The organism is Prochlorococcus sp. MIT 1318 (assembly GCF_047304505.1).
In the GTDB taxonomy this organism is placed as follows: domain Bacteria; phylum Cyanobacteriota; class Cyanobacteriia; order PCC-6307; family Cyanobiaceae; genus Prochlorococcus; species Prochlorococcus marinus_D.
This window is the reverse complement of the sequence record NZ_CP138958.1, coordinates 1984441-2003265: the sequence shown is the minus strand read 5'-3', so window position 1 is coordinate 2003265 and position 18825 is coordinate 1984441. Positions and strand designations below refer to the sequence as shown.

Here is an 18825-nt window from a genome sequence, read left to right as displayed (position 1 = left end):
AGCTTTGCCATGAATCCTTCCATGCCTTGTTAAATGCTGTTTACATTATAATTGATTTTATTGCTTTGATTTAATTAATATTTCTAGAGATGTCGCGAAAGTTGGCTTCATTGACTAGAGTATTTTTTTGAGCATCCAACTGTGACCAAGGCCCTGATGGACACTGATGCTGGTTTGATTGAGTTGGACCTCTTTGATGATGATGCTCCCAACACGGTTGCCAATTTCACAAAGCTGGTTAAGGAGGGTTTTTATGACGGCCTGTCTTTCCATCGTGTGATCGATGGTTTCATGGCTCAGGGTGGCTGCCCAAATACTCGTGAGGGGGCAAAGGGAATGCCTGGAACCGGTGGACCTGGCTATACGATTAATTGTGAAATAAATAGCAAAAAGCATCTCGCCGGTTCTCTTTCTATGGCTCATGCAGGAAAAAACACTGGTGGAAGTCAATTCTTTCTTGTCCATGATGCTCAGCCTCATCTCGATGGTGTGCATACCGTTTTCGGTCAGGCTGCCAACATGGATGTGGTCTTAGCCTTAAAGAACGGCTCTAGGATCAATAAAGTAACCATTCAATAGGATTGAAAATATACATCTGGTCTCTTTCACGACCAAACGATCAGATTGGGAAAGCTCGAGCCATCCCAATCTCTTAGTGGGGAAAAATCATTATTAAATAGTGTTCCCAACGACCGCTCTTCTCTCTTTAGATCCTGAGGAGGATGCATTGCTTGTTCAGCACGGTCAGTACGCAGAAGACCAATCCGACGGGTCCCTGACCATTGAATCAACTCTTGAAGCAGTAACTCCAGCGATGCTTTTTTAAGTGGATCTGATAAAACCTCAGAAGAGGTTTTGACTCGTGGACATACACGCCATACAAAGAGGGGGCGATCCCATAGGGCAAGTAGACGGGGTGAGCTTTCTGCTATGAGCTCAAGTTCATTGCTTGTGGCCCAATCATGTGCACGGGTCCTCAGCTTAGCCAGCGTCTCTCCGTTCACCTCACCGTCCCAGGCAACCACAACAAAAGGCCCAACTTCTGGAGCTTGATTCTCTGATTTGCCAGCATCAATCAAGTGTCCAAGTTTTTCCCGCTTAACAGCTAAATAAGCGGCGTTGTGATCTCCAGGACAGATCACTAGGGGGACACGACTTTCGACTTGTAAGCCATATCCACCCAGTCCAGCAATTTTGCGTGGGTTGTTTGTAAGTAGACGTAAACGGTGGATGCCAAGGTCAGTGAGAATTTGAGCACCAACCCCGTAGTTTCGCAGATCTGCAGGGAAACCCAAACTTTCATTGGCTTCCACAGTGTCTAGACCGCCATCCTGAAGGCTATAGGCCTTTAATTTGTTAATTAGTCCAATGCCGCGACCTTCCTGGCGGAGATAAACAACCACGCCTTCACCTTCCTGTTCGATGCGAGCTAACGCTGCCTCAAGTTGGGGGCGACAATCGCAGCGCAGTGATCCAAAAGCATCTCCCGTAAGACATTCGGAGTGCATGCGCACTAAAACTGGTTCTTTCAGTTCTCGTGGATCGCCCTTGACAAGAGCAATGTGTTCCGATCCATCCAAACCATTTAAATAGCCGATTGCCTGAAAACTGCCAAAGAGACTTGGTAAATCGGCAGTGGCTTGACGGTATACAAAGCGTTCGTTCTCAAGACGGTAACGAATGAGATCGGCGATGTTGATGAGCTTGAGTCCCCAACGCCGCGCATAGTTTTGCAATTGCGGCAGTCTTGCCATTGATCCGTCTGAGTTTTGGATCTCGCAGATCACGCCAGCTGGAGCAAGCCCTGCCAGCTGTGACAAATCCACGGCGGATTCTGTATGTCCAGCCCTTTTGAGAACTCCTCCTTGACTCGCTCTAAGGGGGAAAATATGTCCTGGGCGGCGTAGATCTCTTGGACGAGTCTCCGGATGTAGGGCCACTTGAATCGTGCGCGCTCGATCCTCTGCTGAAATACCGGTAGAAACCCCTTTTTCAGGGCCTGCATCGATGCTTACGGTAAAAGCCGTTTGGTTGGCATCTGTGTTGCGATCAACCATCAGCGGCAGGTCAAGTTGATCTAGGCGACTGCCTTGCATCGCAAGGCAGATGAGACCACGAGCCTCTGTGGCCATGAAATTGATTTGCTCAGGCGTAGCGAACTGAGCAGCACAAATCAGGTCTCCCTCGTTTTCTCTGCGCTCATCATCAACAACCACAACGCATTCACCGTTTCGGATCGCGGCAAGTGCATCAGAAATGTCGTCGAAGCGGATCTCGACCGATTCAGCGGGTATAGGAGAAGTCCTCAGGGCCTTAGGGATGAACGTACTGGGTTCATTATCGACACCAGTACGATCAGCCGGCGTCCGATGAAGGCAATGGAAAGTCCCCCTCGCTCTCCAGCCTCTGACATTTCTCAGGTTCGAGGTAGCCGAGTAGCGGTTATCGGCGCTACGGGCTACGGCGGTCTTCAAACCATCAGATTGCTTGAGGATCATCCCCAGCTCCATGTCACCTACCTGGGCGGCGAACGAAGTGCCGGCAGGCGATGGAGTGAGCTTTGCCCTTTTTTACCCATCCTTGATGACCCTGAAGTTCAATCTCCCGATCCTGACAAGATCGCTGAATTCGCCGATTACGCAGTCCTCAGCCTTCCCAATGGACTTGCCTGCCAATTAGCACCGCAACTGCTGAAACGCAATGTTCGGGTTGTAGACCTCTCTGCTGACTTTCGCTATCGCTCACTGGAACAATGGAAACAAGTTTATGTCCATGAAGCTCAAAACCTCAATCGAGATGATGTTCAGCTTTGTAGAGAGGCTGTTTATGGGCTACCTGAATGGAAGGGACCTGAAATTGCAGTTGCAAATCTTGTAGCTGCACCAGGATGCTTCCCAACCGCAAGTCTGTTGCCCTTGTTGCCTTTCCTAAAACAGGGATTGATCGAAAACGATGGCTTGATTATCGATGCAAAGACTGGCACCTCTGGTGGAGGGAGGGTGGCCAAAGAACAATTTCTTTTGGCAGAGGCCTCGGAGTCGATCATGCCTTATGGCGTGGTAGGACATCGACATACATCAGAAATCGAACAACTTGCTAGTGAGGTTGCCGGACAACCGATTGAGCTTCAGTTCACACCCCATCTCGTACCGATGGTGCGTGGACTACTAGCGACGGTTTATGGACGCTTGAGAGATCCTGGATTGACCGCTGAGGATTGCACAACTGTGCTTAAAGCGGTCTATCGACATCATCCCTGCATCGATGTTCTTCCTGTGGGAACGTATCCAGCGACTAAGTGGGTGAAGTACTCCAATAAAGCTGTTCTTTCTGTTCAGGTCGACAATCGCAACAGCCGGCTTGTCTTGATGAGCGCTGTCGACAACCTGATTAAAGGCCAAGCTGGTCAAGGGGTTCAATGTCTAAACCTGATGGCTGGATTGCCGCCAACCAAAGGGATGTCTTTACTAACCTTCTACCCTTAATTTTGAGCTGCGTTTCTCCAATTCTGGCCTGCAAGAGCAACAGATAGTGGAAGCAGTTGATGCTCCATGCGCTGGATCCTTTTGCTGAGGCTCTGATGGTCGTCTGAGCTCAAAACTGGCACTGCAGCTTGCGCAAGCACCGGACCGTCATCTACTTGAGGTGTAACCAGGTGAACGGAACAACCACTGATAGGAACTCTCGCTTTAAGTGCTTGCCCAACCGCATCTAAACCGCGAAAGCTTGGAAGCAGAGATGGGTGAATATTAATAAGGCGATTCGGGAAAGCAGAAATCAGGATTGGGGTCACGATTCGCATCCAGCCGGCCATCACAACGCCTTCTACAGCATGGTTGGTGAATGTCATTACCAACGCCTTATCCAGTTCTTCTCGACTACTGAATTCGCGATGATCGTGGATGACACAAGGCACACCTAGCCGTTTGGCCCGGAGACTTGCTTCACAATTAGGGTTGTTAACCACCAATATGGAAATATAAGCATCAAGTTGAGAATTTTGAATGGCTTTAACAAGGGCTTCAAAATTGCTGCCATTCCCTGATGCCATCACGCCAAGATTTAAGCGGGGGTTGAATTTTGGGCTGGCCTGGAGGGGTGGCCAGATCAGCGATCGCTTCGCATCCTTTTCATAGCAACTGTTCTGACGAGGATTCGAAGCAGCACTGGTCAGACAAATCTCATTTTTATCTAAGTTGTTCATCTTGTTGACGATCGAGAAGACCAGCTACATGCTCTAAGCAAATCCAATTCACAACTTAATTCCTATGTGCAGCATCCAATTGGAACCCCAGCTGTGATACATGATCTTATTAGACAAAGTCAAGCCTTCAGATAGCTCAAAGCCATGATCAAGAACATCTTCCATCAAGATACCCTTTACCGGGGCCATTACAGTTGTTGCATAACGTCTGAGCTTGTTTTTGAGGTTGAGTGAGGTGGTCGAGGTTGTTGACGTCCATCTTGATCTGTGTGACAAGGCAAGTCAGACCTTTAAGGTCAGTTTGAAATGGAAGCCAAGAACACATCGTCAGAGCTGGTCTCTGCCGATATGGACCCCAGGCTCATACACCATTAGAGACCATGTTCAGTATCTCCACAGTCTGAGCCTTTCTCAAGCCTCAAATGATTGTCAAGTTCAACGGATCGGCCCAAGTGGTTGGAAGGCTGATCTCGACACTCTTGATCTTGTCACACTTGGCTATGTCATTGAGGCTCGACAGCTCACAGTGCGCACCTGCTACTTAGATCCGGAGTTTGCATCCCTTTGTCTTGCAGCAGCTGTGATGGAAATCGATGGTCAGCGTTGGACTCCTCATTGCCTCACCCTGGCCCTACCAGCGGGTTGGAATGTCTACGTTCCTCTTGCTGGAGAGGAAACACTCTGGGCTAAGGATTTTGATCATCTTGTTGATGCTCCTATTCATGCTGGCTGTTTCGTTTCTCAGCCCTTTGTTGTCAAAGAAAATTCTCATCAACTTCTCTGCATAGGCGATCCTCCTATGGGATGGCCAGCAAACCTTGTGAATGATGTCAGCGCTATTTGTAGAGCTACTTGTTCTCTAATGGATGAACCTCCACCAGCAGGAGATCTCTACCAATTAGTGATTCATATGTTAGAAACGGGTTATGGCGGTCTTGAACATGATTATGGAGCAGTTTTGCATTATTCCTGGCGGGCATTAACTGAACCTGATGGCTATCGGAAGCTCCTACAATTGATAGGGCATGAGTATTTGCATCAATGGAATGTGAGACGTCTTCGACCCAGGGAATATCGACCTTACGATTATTCTCAAGCTGTGATAAGTGATGGACTCTGGTTTGCCGAAGGAATCACTAGCTACCTTGACCTCACCCTGCCATTCCTTGCTGGGCTGAGCGATCGCTCAGCATTACTAAATGATTTATCTCTAGAGTTTTCACCTCTATTAATCAACCCAGGTCGTCAAGTACAGAGCCTGGCAGACAGTTCACGTGAAGCTTGGGTAAAATTATATAAAGCAACACCGGCAAGTGCCGATTCACAGGTCAGTTACTACAGGCTTGGTGCTGCGATGGCCTTTTGCCTGGATGTTCGACTACGTAAACAAAACTCGTCATTAACGCAAGTACTACGTGACCTTTGGCGGAAGTTTGGTGGTAGTCATCGAGGTTATTCCAGGTTAGACATCAAAGCTGCCATCGCCAAGTTCGATCCCAATACTGCGAATGAGGTTGATGCATGGCTTGATCATCCTGACTCTCTCCCGTTGACTTCGACAGTTAAAGATCTTGGACTGAGGCTTGAAGAGAGATATTCAAACAAAAGAGAAACAGGGCTTACTTTAGTTGAACGAGAGGGGCTTATTTACGTGTCAAGAGTTGCTCTATCTAGTCCAGCCCATCATGCAGGTGTTGTAGTTGGAGATGAATTGCTTGCCGTCGGCGGATTTCGATTGCGAAAGGTCGATGATTTATACAAACTTATCTCCAATGAAGAGCCTGTATCGATCACTTTTTCAAGGCGAGGACGAATTAGTGAAACAGCACTTTCGAGTGTTTTACCCCAAGTCGATCACTGGGAGATTGTTATTGATTCTGAGTCACCATCTGAGTTAAGTAATCTACGGAATCGATGGTTTAAGATTATTTAAATACTCTGACTATGTCTATTATGAGCAAAACTAAACGATTCCTAATTATAGGCATGTTTGCATTTAGTGGTTTGATAATATTCATCTGGTATACAAAGAAGAGCATTCCTGATGATCAGTCAAAATTAAATCAAAGTCTCCAAAGTCATATAGAACGACTTGGGCAACTCTCTGAAGAAGACAATCAAATGTCAAATGGCCTGCCATCAACAAGTCAACAAAAACCACCGCGAGCAATATCATGGTCATCTCCACTTTCAAAACAATGCTCTGATATCGATCAAGGACTTAAGAAACGTCTTAACCACCGTCAAGAGCAACTGGCAACTGAACGCAATTATGTAGTCATTGATTCATCGAATTATGGCAAAAGATATCGCTGGGATCTTTATGGCCGTCGAATTAATCCGACTCCTAGTGTCGTAATTCTACATGAGACTACCGATTCGTATCAATCTGCACTTTATACATTTAAAGATTATCATCGTAAGGATGAAGATCAAGTTAGCTACCACACATTGATTACATTGGATGGGCGAATCATTGATGTTGTAGACCCAATTAATAGAGCATATGGAGCAGGAAATTCTGCTTTTCTTGGTGAGTGGGTTGTGACAAATCCACGCTTTAAGGGATCCGTCAATAACTTCGCTTTGCATGTGAGCCTAGAGACACCATGGGATGGTCGCAATGGCTATCTAAATCATAGTGGTTATAGCGACAAACAATATGATTCTCTTGCTCTAGTCTTGGCAGATTGGATGGATCGCTTCAACATTCCCCCAGAAAATATCACTACTCATCAGCATGTAGATTTAGCAGGTGAGCGATCAGACCCCCGTAGTTTTGATTGGTCAAATCTACAGCGAAGACTAGCGGCGATTGGTTATCTTTGTGTAAGTAGCAGTCCCTCAGATTAAGGGCAGCTGGGCTGAAGAACGTTGGGAATAAATCAGACTATGTAGTTCAGTGTCTTGCATATAATGAAGAATTCTTGCGGGATAGTCAAGCTTGCCATTATGAAGATAAGCCAGTGTGGCGATCGCCTTGGCATGTTTATAAGAGCGACTAGCTTGGATTAAGGCATTAGAAGGTAAGCCTAAGTCATCCTTTAGACGTGCAATCTTTCCTGCAAGTAACTCAATATTAGATTCTGGATTGAGAAGCAAATTACGTGCAATTGAAATTTGTTCTGCCGTTGGATGCTGAGGCAAACGTTTTTGATGGATGAGTTCAGAGATGCCTAGTTGGGCTGGCCCATGGGTCTTCAATAGACCGGAATGAGCCACAAAAGGGATGTTTTCGCCTGGTTTTGAATGCTGAATTTCATCAAAAAGGATCGCTGTGACCAGCATTGGGTTGACGCGGTATCGCTTGGACTCGCGCACAATCACAGGTTTTAATTCATTCAGTCGATTGACTGTCTGAGCTCGCAGTGGCCGGAGGTGATCAATTCCTCGTGTGAACAATTGAGCTAAAGGCGTCTGAGGGCCATGTACCCCGAAACGTTTTTGAAGATATCTGAGCTCTTCTGCTGTGAAATCGGTTGGATCAAGGTGATTAACGGTTGCAATATTCAGCGGTGATGATTGACGTGTCTGGCTTGCCTGTCGGCCATGATTCTCTGTCATGAGAACCAAGAAAAGCGAAGCCAGGACTACAAAGTTGGTTAGTCGAAGACCCCTTTTGAGCGTTTGTAGGAGTCTGAAAAGAGTCTTGATCATCGCGCGAGGTTAGCCTGAGTGTCTGAGAAAATGGGCAAGCATTTTGATCGTGGATTGTTTCGAGCTGTGAGCGACGTGCATCAGCTGATTAGTTTCCCGGATTTCAGCGCCAGCGATCCCCAGGTTCAGTGGCAGCGCTTTAACAATTTGCTTTGGTATCACAACGATCTTGGAATTTGGCTGGACATCAGCCGAATGCATATCAATGCAGAAGATTTTGAACGGCTAGGGCCACGCTTTGATCAGGCTTTCAAGGCCATGCAGGCTTTGGAACAGGGAGCTATCGCTAATGCTGATGAACAACGGATGGTTGGTCACTACTGGCTGCGTCAGCCGCAACTGGCGCCTGATCAAGATGTCTGTGATCACATTGCCAAGGAAATTGACCTGATTGAGACCTTTGGCAGCAATGTGGTCAATGGCCTCATCAAAGCCCCCAATGGCAAAAAGTTCACCGATGTGCTTTGGATCGGGATTGGAGGCAGTGGCCTAGGTCCTTTATTAATGATTCGTGCTCTTCAGAATGCAGAGCAGGGATTGCGATTCCATTTTTTCGACAATGTGGATCCTGATGGCATGAGTCGCGTTCTTGGCAATCTTGGAGATGCCCTGAGCACGACTTTGGTGGTCACGGTCAGCAAATCTGGTGCGACTCCTGAACCACACCTCGGAATGGAGCAGGCTCGTCAACGCCTCGAAGCAATGGGAGGTCGTTGGGAGGGTCAGGCCGTTGCCGTGACGATGCTCAATAGCCAGTTAGATCAGCTTGCACAGAAGGAATCCTGGCTTAAGCGTTTTGACATGTTCGATTGGGTTGGCGGTAGAACAAGCATCACGAGTGCTGTTGGCCTTTTGCCGGCAGCTTTGATTGGTTGTGATACCCGCGATTTTCTTGCTGGTGCAGCCCAAATGGATGAGGCCACACGTGTGTCTGATCTGCACAGCAACCCAGCAGCTTTGATGGCCGCTGCTTGGTTTGTTGCAGGAGATGGGCTTGGGCGTCGTGACATGGTTGTTCTTCCATATAGAGATCGCCTTGAGGTCTTTAGTCGTTATCTGCAACAGCTGGTAATGGAGTCGCTAGGCAAGCGTCTAGATCGGGATGGCAATGTTGTTCATCAAGGCCTTGCTGTATATGGCAACAAGGGTTCAACTGATCAGCATGCTTATGTGCAGCAATTACGCGATGGTGTTGACAATTTCTTCGCCACATTTATTGAGGTGCTTGAGGATGTTGAGAACATACCGGCGATCAACAATGAGCATCCAGGTGATTTTCTCGATGGCTTCCTGCAAGGCACTCGCGCAGCGCTCAGCCAGGGAGGTCGTCAGAGCCTCAGTATTTCGATGCGTCGATTTGATCCTCGTCGACTCGGCGCATTAGTTGCTTTGTTTGAGAGGGCAGTTGGTTTATATGGTGAACTTGTCAATATTAATGCGTATCACCAGCCTGGAGTTGAATCAGGTAAGAAAGCAGCCGCTGCCATCCTTAACTTGCAGTCTCGAGTTGAAGACTTGCTTGCGGATGGTGTCGAACGTTCAGCTGGAGAGATCCATCAAGAGATTGGAGATGGGTCAGAAGAAGCCATCTTTTGGATCATGAGGCATCTAACTGCGAATAAGCGTGGTTATGTTGCTGATGGTGATTGGGGAATTCCGACTTCACTACGTTTCAGCAAAGGCTGATCATTTCTATGGCACTAGGTTCACCAATTTGCCTGGCACAATGATGATCCGTCTAGGCGATTGACCTTCTAACCATTTGACGGCGATGTCACTGTTTAAGGCCAATTCTTCTAATGTCTTTTTGTCTGCGTTAGCAGGAACCTGGATTTTTCCACGTACCTTCCCTTTGACTTGAATGACGAGCTCAATTGTTTCGAGTACAAGTGCGCTTGGGTCGATTACAGGCCAGGATTGTTGATGGATGCTTCCTTGCCCATGAAGCTTCAGCCAGAATTCTTCTGCAAGATGAGGAGCAAAGGGTGCCATCAATCGAACTAAAACTGAAACAGCCTCTGCACCCACTTCATTACGGACCTTGTCTAGTTTTCCACTCAAGGAGTTGGATAGCTTCATGAGTTCGGAGATGGCTGTATTCAATTGAATGTCACCACTTAAATCCTCAGTTATTGCTTCTATCGCCATGTGAGTAGCTCTTCTCATGTTGATCTCTTCTTCACTCAGATCAGCTGAATCTATGATCAAGTTTGCCGAAGAAATGGAGGCATTGTTACCATCAGTCTTAGGCCATATAAAACTATCAATCAGGCGAATAAGTCGTTGCAGAAAACGAAATTGGCCTTCAACATCTGCATCATCCCATTCCAGGTCTTTCTCTGGTGGCGCTTTAAAAAGTATGAACATTCTAGCGGTGTCAGCACCGTATCGATCAATTACAACGGCAGGATCAACGCCATTATATTTTGATTTAGACATCTTTTCAAACAGGACCTCTAGTCTGTCTCCAGACTCTGGGTCCCTGGGATCACTGTCATCACTAACAAGTTCAGGAGAAATATAACTGCCATTTTTAGTATTGCGGTAGGTAAGCCCTTGAACCATCCCTTGAGTAAGTAATCGATTAAATGGTTCTCTAAAACCAATCAGGTTTCTATCGTGGAGTACTTTGGTAAAAAAGCGTGCATATAGGAGATGGAGGATTGCATGTTCAATACCACCTACATATTGATCAACAGGCAACCATTCATCAACAATATCTTTATCAAATGGACGTTGACTATTGAGTGGATCAGCAAAACGTAGGTAATACCATGAAGAACACATAAAGGTGTCCATCGTATCTGTTTCCCTGTGAGCCTTTTCACCACAAATAGGACATTTAACCTCAATCCAATCCTGTTCTTGCGCTAAGGGGGATCCTCCTTTTCCTGAAAGATCTATGTCCCTAGGAAGGGTTACAGGTAGGTCCTCTTGCGGAACAGGAACTATTCCACAGCTTGCACAGTGAATGATTGGGATCGGGCAACCCCAGTAGCGCTGACGAGAAATGAGCCAATCGCGCAAACGGTATTGCACTTTGCTTTGAGCCCAACCCTCAGAAGCTCCATGGGTTGTAATCGCAACCTTCGCTTCCTCTGTGGAGAGACCATCAAAGGCTCCAGAATTTACAAGTACTCCGGCCCCGGTCCAGGCTTGTCCATCATTGTGATGCTCGTCTGTATCTGGCATCTGCACCACAATGCGTATCGGTAGTTCGTGGTTGCGAGCAAAGATGAAATCCCGCTCATCATGAGCGGGTACTCCCATGACGGCTCCTGAGCCATAGTCAGCCAATACGTAATCGGCAATCCAAACGGGTAGTGATTCACCATTCACTGGATTGATCACCTGTGCACCGATCGGGACCCCATGTTTTGGTTGGTCCTCAGCGGTGCGATCTTGGACGCTGAGTTGGCTTATAAGGTCACAGAAAGCAGTAACGGCAATACGTTGTTCCGGACTTGTTAGGGATTCCACCAAGGGGTGCTCAGGTGCCAAAACCACATAACTTGCACCGTGAAGTGTGTCTGGCCGTGTTGTGAAGACCGTGATGATTGAGTTGGCTACACCAGCGACTCTGAACTTGATCTCAGCACCATGAGAGCGACCAATCCAATTGGCTTGCATCGTGCGGACACGCTCGGGCCAACCAGTCAATTCATCAAGGTCATCAATTAACGCATCGGCATAGTCGGTGATTCGCAGGAACCATTGGTTGAGTTGTCGCTGTTCCACAAGAGCGCCTGATCGCCATGAACGACCCTCGCCATCTACTTGTTCATTAGCCAGAACAGTTTTATCGACGGGATCCCAGTTGACTGTCGCTTCTTTCTGATAAGCCAATCCACCAGCAAAAAGTTCAAGGAACAACCACTGGGTCCAGCGGTAATAGTCCTCATGGCAAGTCGCCTGTTGTCGGTCCCAGTCAATCGACAGACCCAGTCGATCTAGCTGGGCCCTCATTTGGGCAATATTTTGGTCTGTCCAATCACCTGGATCCACGTTTCTGGCGATGGCTGCATTCTCAGCTGGTAAGCCAAAGGCATCCCATCCCATTGGGTGAAGTACCGCATCACCTCGCATGCGCTGAACCCTGGCAATCACATCGGTAATCACGTAATTGCGTACGTGGCCCATGTGCAGTTTCCCTGATGGATAAGGGAACATCGACAGGGCGTAAAAGCGTTTCTGGTTAGGTTCAGCGACTGGCGTTCGGTCTAATCCTTGTCGTAACCACTCCTTTTGCCAACGCGTTTCAAGCTCAATAGGGTCATATCGAGCTGAGGATTGGCTGGAGGCAGACGTTGAGGGGAAAGACTCCGTCACGTACAAGTTTCACCAACTTTCGATCGTGCCATAACAAGATGACGCTAGGGAGTTGAGTTAGCCCAGTGGACGAATTATCAGTACAGCCCGACGGTTAATCAGTACAGGTTGACTCGATCCAGGCCGTTCCAGGGCAAGGAACTCCGGGTCCTGCCAAAGCAAGCGGCCTTCGAATCGGAGCCCATCAGCTAATTCAAGACTGAGAGGGATCTCGTCCCGAACCCAACTCTGAATCAGACGAATCCCTGGAAGGCTTGGATTGAGAGGGGGGGTCTCCATAGGATTAGGATCGTTAGATGTTGGTTATGTTGCAGTTCAGCAAATATCAGGGACTCGGCAATGACTTCCTCCTGATTGATGGGCGTGAGGATCAGCTGACTCAACAAGTAATCAATCCTGATCCAGCCTGGGTACGAAAAATCTGTGATCGACACTTCGGGATTGGAGCTGATGGGCTGATTCTTGCTTTACCACCTAGGGCTGATGGTGATCTGAGAATGCAAATATTCAATGCTGATGGCAGCCTGGCCGAGATGTGTGGCAATGGCATCCGTTGCTTAACACGTTTCTTGGCTGATATCGAAGGAGATTTGTGTGTTCAGCGGTGGAACATAGAAACCCTAGCAGGAATAATTTGTCCAATTTTGCAGGAAGATGGACAAATTTGCGTCGATATGGGATCTCCATTCTTAGATCCAGAATCGATACCTACCATTCTGACAATCGGTTCTGCTGGATTGCCCCAGGGCGAGTGCCACTTGGGTGGTACATCATTGAATGTTGCAGCTGTAGGAATGGGTAATCCCCACGTGATCGTGCCTGTTGAAGATCTTGAAAGTATTCCGTTTGAAAATTGGGGTCAAAGACTTGAAAAACATCATGCCTTCCCAGCCAAAACAAATGTTCATTTCTTGAAAATACATAGCCCAAATCAACTTGAAATTCGCGTTTGGGAGCGTGGGTCGGGACCAACCCTGGCTTGTGGTACAGGAGCCTGTGCCTCTCTTGTAGCAGCTTGTTTGCTAGGTCTTTCTGATGACCATGCGGAGGTTCTTTTACCAGGAGGTGTGTTACAGATCAGTTGGCCAGGGCGTAGGGGTTCTGTTTTTATGACGGGGCCCGCTGAACCTGTCTTTGACGGGGTTTTAACACCTCTTCTCACACCAAGTCATGCTGAGGTCTTACCTCAAGAGGATTAGTTTATTTGAAGACATCGAATAGTCTACAAACATTTATAGCTCTTGAATTTATAGAGACTCCTATCTTGGATAAGATAAAAACCCTGAGGTTTATTTCCTTAAAACGGTGAATGGTTGTTTAACTAGTATCTTGTTAGAGAGCATGATCACTCCTGCTTTTGATGCATTTGGGCATCACACTCGAATCGGTCTAGGAAAGGATGGACAGTTCTAGTTCGTGCCCATCTGAAATTTATCTGGATGCTTGTGCAACGACTCCGCCTCGACCAGAGGTGATTCAACGCATCTTGGAAGTTCAGGAGAGTGTCTGGGGTAACCCCTCGAGTCTTCATGGCCCAGGCCTGATCGCTGCTGAATTACTTGAACGCAGTCGTCAGAAGATTGCCTCATGCCTAATGGCTAGCTCAACCGAGCTGGTCTTGACCTCGGGAGCTACAGAATCTATTCATTTAGGCCTTTTGGGCATGGCTCGTTCCATGCAGTCGGGCCGTCTAGTGATTTCAGCGGTAGAACATCCTGCCGTTCTTGCTGCAGCTCAGGTCCTCAAGCGTGAGGGCTGGGAGGTGTGTTACTGGCCTGTTGATCCATTAGGTCGCGTCAAACTTGAGGATCTAGATCTGATGCTTGCTCCGCCAACACGATTGGTCTCAATCATCTGGGGGCAAAGTGAGGTCGGTACCATTCAACCAATTAAGACGATTGGCTTAGCTTGTAGGGAAAGGGGCATTGTTTTTCACACTGATGCCACTCAAGTTCTTAGTCAGGGACTACTGCATTGGGCTGATCTGCCAATAGACTTACTTAGCGCATCAGCACACAAGTTTCAGGGTCCTAAGGGAATTGGTTTGCTTCTATTAAGACCTGAGTTGATAGATGTTTTACAACCTTTGCAGGGTGGTGGTGGCCAAGAACAGGGGCTTCGGGCTGGTACTGAATCTGTCGCCTTAGCAGCAGGCATGGCGATGGCCCTCGAACAGTTGAAACTATCCAGGTCAGGGTGCGCTGATGTTGAGCTGGCCGATCAGGTGAAAGTTCAAAGAATGCGTGACGCGTTAAGAATCAACCTGCAGACCTTGCCTGGACTTCACTTCACCGGCGATCCAATCAATCGTTTGCCTCACCATATATCCATGCTTGTGGGATCAGGAGATGACCAGCCGATCTCTGGTAGAGCTGTTGTGCGAGAACTTTCACGACTTGGCGTGGCAACAAGTAGCGGTAGTGCCTGTATGGCAGGGAAACCAAAAAACAGTGCTGTCCTGCAGGCCATGCAGATCAAACCTGAGTGGCTTCAGTCAGGATTACGTTTCTCTCTGGGTTCATGGTTAGACGAAACACAGTTGGATCAGATCCCTGCTCTTCTGCAGCAGGCCATGATTGCAGCAGCCTCGCCTGAATGAACCTTACTTCTAATCCTTAAATCATCCACCCCAGCCTGTGATAAAAACTCTTCCCGCTGACCTTCTCGCTGCCGAGAAAATGGTTTTGGAGGCTCTACAAACCTCTTTAAAGGATCAACCCCTGGGGCGATGGGAGGTGAACTTGAAGTTTGAGGGCTTGAAATTGATGCCCGTGGCTCTACGCCTGATGCAGAATCTGCAAGAAGATGGGTTTGAGATTGTTCTTGTTTGGCCTGATATGGGTGGTGCAGCCCTGGCTAAACACAATGCTCCTGAACTTGCTAATCAGATCTCTTCAATCAATGATTTGCTCGGTGACCAGAATAGAAAAGATGATGATCGTATCTTTTTGGTTGTTGCACCACAACCCAGCGATTACGAGCAGTTTGAACTCCTCTGCAACAAACATTCAGGTGCTGTTGTCATGCTGAACGGCCGTTTGGAAGATAGTGCTGTAGGAATTGGAGGCGTTGCTAGACAACGTAGACGAGGATTTTTATCTTTATGGCGTAAGGCCTATTGGCTTGAACCACTGGAGTCTGGTGCGTTGATGCGTTCGCACCCAGGCGATTGGATCTTGTTTCGTGCTGATATTGATGGGTATCGAGAGACGACGACCTTCGACCAGCGTCCAGATGCTGAAGCCATCGACGCTGCTCTTGTTGGCACTTAGTACATCAAGCGGACATGAGGCAAACAATATTAATCAGTTCATTGTTTGCATCGCTTGAGAGACCAATGGTTGACTTGATCAATCGGATCGGTCTCCGTATGGTGCAGCTCTGAAGAGTTTTTATGAGTCGCCAAACCCTTTTGAAACAATTCACCCCTATTGATGGGATTGCCGCAATAGTGGCACTCATCGCTCTGGGGGGTGTGTTGTGGAGTCCGAAGTTAAGTCATTCATTGGCCAGGGCGACTGGCGTCATGAGGCCTGTGAAGGTTTCTGTCGATGTTCGCAACGTGCCTACAGCTGAGCCAAATGCACTGATCGAAGCTGCATTGGCCCAGGGCAGCACCAGTATCGTTATTCGCAATCAGCCTGCAGGTTCACTGAAACTTAAGGGCATCGAAGACCTCAGAAGCAAGCTCGTGGCGGTCCAGCCAGACGGCTCTGTCGTCATCGCAACAGATCCCAATTTGGCTGCCAACAGTATTCTTGATGCTCGCTTCATACTTGAAGGTGACGGCACAGTCTCCAAGACGGGAGTTGTGTTGGCTGGAACAAAACTTAAAATTGGCACACCAGTTGAGCTAGAGGGATCCACCTATCGAATCAACGGAACCGTGAGTGGTGTCAGTGTTAAATGAGGATTTTCGCTGCATTTTCCCAGATCGCCAAGAGAACCCATTCTCAATTGTTGATCCGAATTCTTGGAGCTGGGGGAATCCTGATCGGTTCAAATGCGTGTGCAGCGCCAACTGTTCTTTCACCACCCCCTCCAGTTGCCGTCCAAGGCTGGCCCTCTCTTCAATCTGAACGACTCTGCCCTTCCTTGCAAAGGAGTTTCAAATCCTTACTCGGCCAAGGCTCATCGGCATGGAGCGTGAGCGTCGTAGATCGTCATGGTCAGCTCCTTGCAGATATCAACGGAACTGTTGCCAAAGTTCCAGCCTCCAATCAGAAGTTGATTACAACTGCCTTTGCGCTCGATAAGCTCGGCCCTGATTTCAAGTTGCGCACCCAACTTTTACGACGCCCTGATGGGGTACTTGAAATCAGTGGTGAAGGAGATCCTGATCTAGGTATCACAGAGATACAACGCTTTGCGATGGCAGCTCTTGGTCAGGGTGGTTCGCGCACTTTTCGTTCCCATGACGATCTCCAATTACTGATCCGTGAGGAGCCTCAACAACGCTGGTGGCCTAGTGATTGGCACCCAGCTGACCGCATTTATGCCTATGGAGCACCGATCACCCGTCTTGCACTAACAAGCAATGCCCTTGATGTGGCTGTCACCAATCCAATTGGTCGTTTACAACGCTTGCTGGAGCGCGAAATACATCGGCAGGGGGGCAGCGCTTACTTAAGTTTTGTCAACCACGACCAGGTGAAGACAAGTTCTGCCCAGTCCGTTCTTCTTCATCAGGAAGATTCCGCACCGATGCATGCCTTGGTGAGTCTTGCTAATGCGGAGAGCCATAACTTCACAGCAGAGGTGCTGCTTCGACACGCCGCAGAAAGCTGGGATGTGAGGCTTGCCTCCAGGGAGGCTATGCGGTGGATGCAACGACAAAATCTTCCTCTGACAGGACTACGCATAGCCGACGGCAGCGGGCTCTCAAGGAACAACCGAATGAGCAGCCAAACTCTGGCGACTTTGTTGATGCGTATGGGACATCACCCTCTTGCTCCCTACTATCAAGCCTCAATGGCCATTGCCGGACAGCGTGGAACGTTGCGCAAACTGTTTAGAGGTACTTCACTAGAAGGGAAGTTCTGGGGAAAAACAGGCACTCTGAATGGAGTGCGTTCTATCTCAGGAATTCTTGAGACAGTAGATGGACCACGCTACGTGAGTGCAATAGCTAATGGCGCCAGCACACCAAATAGAACAATCGGCTTGTTGTTGAAGGCTACCCAACGCTTCAGCCCGTGTTCTTCATCGCTCTCAACTTCGAAGTAGCTCTACGCCCCCGGTTGATCGGCACGGCCTTGTCTGTGTGTTGGTCAGTTGAACCGCGACTGTCATGACTGCTGATAGTTTGAATTTTCACCAGCTCTTGGCGACCAGCAATGATGACTTGAGCGATTTCTTTGAGGCGCTGCTCAAGTTCTCCAAGGGTCTGTTCGGCATAACGGTTTGCACCGTCCTGGACACCAGCAGCTTCTTGACGACTGCGCTGAATAAGTGACTCACATTGCTGGTGAGTTTGCTGCCTGAACTGAAGAGCATCGTTATGTAGCCGTTCAGCTTCGTTCTGAGCTTCCTTCTGGAGTCGTGATCCCTCTGATCTGATCTGATCTAGTTCTTGAATTGCTTGTTGACGGTTTCGTTCGTGCTGTTCGGTCAGCTGCCTCTTGATATCTATGGCTTCACGATCCAGTTGTTGTCGACGCTCCAGGGCCTCCTGCTCAAGTTGCTGTCGACGGCTAGCGAACTGCTGCTCAAGCTGAACAAGTTTCGACTGCATCTCATGTTCCAGCTGAACAGATTGCTGCCTGGTTGCTTGTAGTAGCTGTTCGCATTGTTGGCGACTCTGATCACGAAGCTCGGCAACCTGTTTTTCTGCTTCTTGACGAATGGAAGCTGCATTGACCAATTGCTCGCGCTGTTGATTGGCCTGGTGAACAATCTCTTCGGCTTGTTTTCGCGCAGTTGTGATGAAATCATCACGTTTTTGGAGCAACTGATCGGCCTGGTTCACTTGCCCAGGGAGGGTCTCTCGAACTGCATCAAGCACTTCGATCGCTTCCTGTTCATTCACTAGGCGAGCGCCACTAAAGGGGATACGGCTGCCTTCCAGAACTATCTCTTCGAGTTGGTCGAGCTGTTCGAGAACGGTGAACCTAGGCTCGCTCATCACAGTTTTAGTTTTAAAGCTCAATTAAATAACCTGTGGAGGTCTTGTGCCACCACCTCAGGCACCATGTGATCAATATTGCCACCAAAACGGGCGACTTCCTTCACCATAGAACTACTGAGAAAGCTGTGATGAGCTGCAGTCGCAAGGAAGATTGTCTCAAAATCAGGAGCCAGGGAGCGGTTTGTATGAGCAATTTGGAGCTCATACTCAAAATCACTCATCGCCCGAAGACCACGCAGGATCAGATCAACCTGATTGTGACGAGCACAGCTCACTGTGAGGCCTTCAAAGCTGATCACGCTTACACCCTTGCAATGTGCTGTAGCCACATGAATCTGGTTAAACCTCTGTTGCAAGGTGAATGTTGAGGTTTTGGCAGGGTTGCTTAAAACCGCTACCACAACCTCGCCGAAGAGTGCGCAGCCACGCTCAATCAAATCCAGATGACCAAGTGTTAAAGGGTCAAAGCTGCCTGGGTAAAGGGCCCTCATGATCCAATCAAACCACT

17 protein-coding genes are annotated in these 18825 nt (G+C 48.3%); 10 read left to right on the top strand and 7 right to left on the bottom strand.

The features are described 5' to 3' along the window. Window positions 1-156: 156 nt before the first annotated feature. Window positions 157-579, top strand: coding sequence for a peptidylprolyl isomerase (locus tag SIB66_RS10095; RefSeq protein WP_063407076.1), 423 nt, complete (start codon window positions 157-159; stop codon window positions 577-579). Window positions 580-605: 26 nt separating this feature from the next. Here the strand turns inward: SIB66_RS10095 and ribBA are convergent, their stop codons facing one another. After that, a complete protein-coding gene (gene ribBA / locus SIB66_RS10090; protein WP_236073771.1) occupies window positions 606-2498 on the bottom strand; it encodes a bifunctional 3,4-dihydroxy-2-butanone-4-phosphate synthase/GTP cyclohydrolase II in 1893 nt (630 codons plus the stop codon). Here ribBA and argC point away from each other — a divergent pair. Then, window positions 2379-3485 carry an N-acetyl-gamma-glutamyl-phosphate reductase gene (argC, locus tag SIB66_RS10085; RefSeq protein ID WP_063421677.1) on the top strand — a complete coding sequence of 369 codons (1107 nt, stop codon included), beginning with the start codon at window positions 2379-2381 and terminating at the stop codon, window positions 3483-3485. The genes ribBA and argC overlap by 120 nt on opposite strands. Here argC and purN read toward each other — a convergent pair. After that, the gene (purN, locus tag SIB66_RS10080; protein WP_063421675.1) at window positions 3482-4204 is read right to left on the bottom strand and encodes a phosphoribosylglycinamide formyltransferase; all 723 of its coding nucleotides are present in this window, start codon (window positions 4202-4204) and stop codon (window positions 3482-3484) included. The genes argC and purN overlap by 4 nt on opposite strands. Before the next feature lie 235 nt (window positions 4205-4439). Here purN and SIB66_RS10075 point away from each other — a divergent pair, with 235 nt between their 5' ends. Continuing rightward, window positions 4440-6137: a PDZ domain-containing protein gene (locus SIB66_RS10075; RefSeq protein ID WP_063421740.1), complete on the top strand. Its 1698-nt coding sequence runs from the start codon at window positions 4440-4442 to the stop codon at window positions 6135-6137. Window positions 6138-6190: 53 nt separating this feature from the next. Further along, window positions 6191-7057 carry an N-acetylmuramoyl-L-alanine amidase gene (locus SIB66_RS10070; RefSeq protein ID WP_413681276.1) on the top strand — a complete coding sequence of 289 codons (867 nt, stop codon included), beginning with the start codon at window positions 6191-6193 and terminating at the stop codon, window positions 7055-7057. Here SIB66_RS10070 and SIB66_RS10065 read toward each other — a convergent pair. Beyond that, a complete protein-coding gene (locus SIB66_RS10065) occupies window positions 7049-7861 on the bottom strand; it encodes a hypothetical protein (RefSeq protein ID WP_063421671.1) in 813 nt (270 codons plus the stop codon). The genes SIB66_RS10070 and SIB66_RS10065 overlap by 9 nt on opposite strands. Window positions 7862-7948: 87 nt before the next feature. On the opposite strand from SIB66_RS10065, the gene SIB66_RS10060 reads away from it, so the two are divergent. Beyond that, on the top strand, window positions 7949-9547 hold the full coding sequence (locus SIB66_RS10060) for a glucose-6-phosphate isomerase (protein WP_063407084.1): 1599 nt from the start codon (window positions 7949-7951) through the stop codon (window positions 9545-9547). A gap of 6 nt (window positions 9548-9553) precedes the next feature. On the opposite strand, the gene leuS is transcribed toward SIB66_RS10060, so the two are convergent. Continuing rightward, window positions 9554-12190: a leucine--tRNA ligase gene (leuS, locus tag SIB66_RS10055; RefSeq protein ID WP_063407086.1), complete on the bottom strand. Its 2637-nt coding sequence runs from the start codon at window positions 12188-12190 to the stop codon at window positions 9554-9556. A 57-nt stretch (window positions 12191-12247) separates the two neighbouring features. Then, window positions 12248-12469 (bottom strand): Hfq-related RNA-binding protein, encoded by a 222-nt coding sequence (locus SIB66_RS10050; RefSeq protein ID WP_063406855.1) that lies wholly within the window; start codon window positions 12467-12469, stop codon window positions 12248-12250. A gap of 17 nt (window positions 12470-12486) precedes the next feature. Between SIB66_RS10050 and dapF the strand changes: the two genes are divergently transcribed. The 5 genes from dapF (at window position 12487) to SIB66_RS10025 (ending at window position 17416) form a co-directional block, all read left to right on the top strand. Continuing rightward, window positions 12487-13389, top strand: coding sequence for a diaminopimelate epimerase (dapF, locus tag SIB66_RS10045; RefSeq protein ID WP_063406857.1), 903 nt, complete (start codon window positions 12487-12489; stop codon window positions 13387-13389). 200 nt (window positions 13390-13589) lie between these two features. Then, window positions 13590-14789, top strand: coding sequence for a cysteine desulfurase family protein (locus SIB66_RS10040; protein WP_063406859.1), 1200 nt, complete (start codon window positions 13590-13592; stop codon window positions 14787-14789). Window positions 14790-14826: 37 nt separating this feature from the next. Continuing rightward, window positions 14827-15462, top strand: coding sequence for a DUF1995 family protein (locus SIB66_RS10035; protein ID WP_074160860.1), 636 nt, complete (start codon window positions 14827-14829; stop codon window positions 15460-15462). 122 nt (window positions 15463-15584) lie between these two features. Further along, the gene (locus SIB66_RS10030) at window positions 15585-16100 is read left to right on the top strand and encodes a DUF4330 domain-containing protein (protein WP_063406861.1); all 516 of its coding nucleotides are present in this window, start codon (window positions 15585-15587) and stop codon (window positions 16098-16100) included. Beyond that, window positions 16097-17416, top strand: a complete 1320-nt coding sequence (locus SIB66_RS10025; RefSeq protein WP_063406863.1) for a D-alanyl-D-alanine carboxypeptidase/D-alanyl-D-alanine-endopeptidase — start codon at window positions 16097-16099, stop codon at window positions 17414-17416. Before SIB66_RS10030 ends, SIB66_RS10025 begins: the two co-directional genes overlap by 4 nt. Here the strand turns inward: SIB66_RS10025 and SIB66_RS10020 are convergent. Both SIB66_RS10020 and coaD read right to left on the bottom strand, forming a co-directional pair. Continuing rightward, on the bottom strand, window positions 17379-18314 hold the full coding sequence (locus SIB66_RS10020) for a hypothetical protein (protein WP_063406865.1): 936 nt from the start codon (window positions 18312-18314) through the stop codon (window positions 17379-17381). The two genes, SIB66_RS10025 and SIB66_RS10020, sit on opposite strands and share 38 nt — an antisense overlap. A gap of 20 nt (window positions 18315-18334) precedes the next feature. Beyond that, window positions 18335-18808 (bottom strand): pantetheine-phosphate adenylyltransferase, encoded by a 474-nt coding sequence (gene coaD / locus SIB66_RS10015; protein WP_063407090.1) that lies wholly within the window; start codon window positions 18806-18808, stop codon window positions 18335-18337. Window positions 18809-18825: the final 17 nt, after the last annotated feature.